General features: G+C 44.5%; 1 protein-coding gene. It reads right to left on the reverse strand.

The window, feature by feature from the left end:
• Positions 1–127 precede the first annotated feature (127 nt).
• Complete coding sequence (locus E2491_RS08250) at positions 128–1,330, reverse strand: IS110 family RNA-guided transposase (protein ID WP_134374855.1); 1,203 nt, start codon at positions 1,328–1,330, stop codon at positions 128–130.
• Between the last annotated feature and the right edge of the window lie 266 nt (positions 1,331–1,596).

The raw sequence follows: 1,596 nt of genomic DNA on the forward strand, positions 1-1,596 counted from the left end.
CGGAAAGTCAGCTATATTATAGTCAAGAGAAAAAACAGATCTTTTTTGGTTTTTTTTTGAGGATCATCGTTATTTTTGCATACCAAATAACCCTCTTGCTCGAGGGTTTTTTTGATGTCATTCATGCCTAGGATTTTGGAGGAATGCGCGGTTCATACGGTTTTTGGTCTCTTAAAATCGCAAAGATGATATGCGTCAGTTTTCGCGCAACAGCGCCACAAGCCGTTCCGTGTGCTTTCCCACGGGCTCTCAGCTGCTTGTAGTGTTCTGACAATACAGGATCATGGAAACTGGCCACTAACGCTGCCTGCCAAATAGCTCTGCGCAAATACGGTGAACCGCGTTTAGATAACCGGTTTTTTCTTCCCTCGAATTCTCCTGATTGAAACACCGAGACATCTAATCCGGCATAGGCCACTAATTGTTCAGCCCGATCGAACCTTTTGATCGAACCCACCTCCCCGATGATCACAGATGCGATAAAATCACTGATCCCCACAATCGATGTCAGATGATGTTGTTGGCGATCAGATAACTCGGATAAGAGCGATTCAACATCTTTCACCTGGCGTTCAATCAGCATAATTTGATCTAACAGGAGGCGAATGTGCAGACGAAAAGCGTCTGCCCCCAGCTTGATCCCGAAGCTATTTTCCGCACACGCCTTCAGACGAGAGGCTTTGTCTCTTGCTTCATCGATGCCGTAGGATTTCCGGCTTACTTCGTGTAATAAATTCGCCAACTCTTCGGTATCAATGTTTAAAAAATCCTCAGGAATAGTGTGCTGCTTCAACAGCTTTTTGGATGATACATTAAATGCGTTACTGAAGACCTCTTCGTATTCAGGAAAGACCTGATCCAGAACAGCGATGACTTTCCGCTTAAGATCTGAACTCTGGTCCACAAGAGAGTAACGCAGACGCGCCAATTGCTTAATCTGGATGAGATCTTCATCTAGAAACGGCGTTGGTTCAGGGGTCTCCATTCTCATTAATTTCGCAATGAGATAGGCGTCTACTTTGTCGTTTTTCACTTTACGGATGTTCAGATGGCGCAAGGCATCAGACTGTAAAGGGTTAAAAACGGTGGTTTGAAAAGCCTTCTCATGCAGAAATGAAAATAAAGACAGCCAGTAATGTCCGGTTGCCTCCATTCCACACAAGCAGTTATCAGCCGTGACACCATGTTGCGTCAGGAAATCAAGAAACACCTGGCCACCTTCTCTGGAGTTCGCAAAACGACATGTTTTCCCTATCTTTTTTCCATGATCGTCTAAGATCCCTACCTCATGTTGACGCTTGCCAACATCGATGCCAACATAGTACGTCATCCTCTTCCACCGCCTATACAGGGATTAAATCAGATGAGAGACAAACTCCTTTTCTTTATAGGATTCATGCTCGTTAGACATACGACAATCCACTGCCATCCAGCTCATCCGAATACTCTATAAAGAAGGAGGTGTCAGACTTTCCGACGAAGTCCAGGCTTCAAGCGTAGTAACGACACCCCCATCTGATCCACCTTCATTATACAAATAAAACATGTATAACAGAGGAACCAGAGAAAAATCTGGTTATCTATACTATACGAGCG

The organism is Jeotgalibacillus sp. R-1-5s-1 (assembly GCF_004405105.1).
GTDB lineage: Bacteria > Bacillota > Bacilli > Bacillales > Jeotgalibacillaceae > Jeotgalibacillus.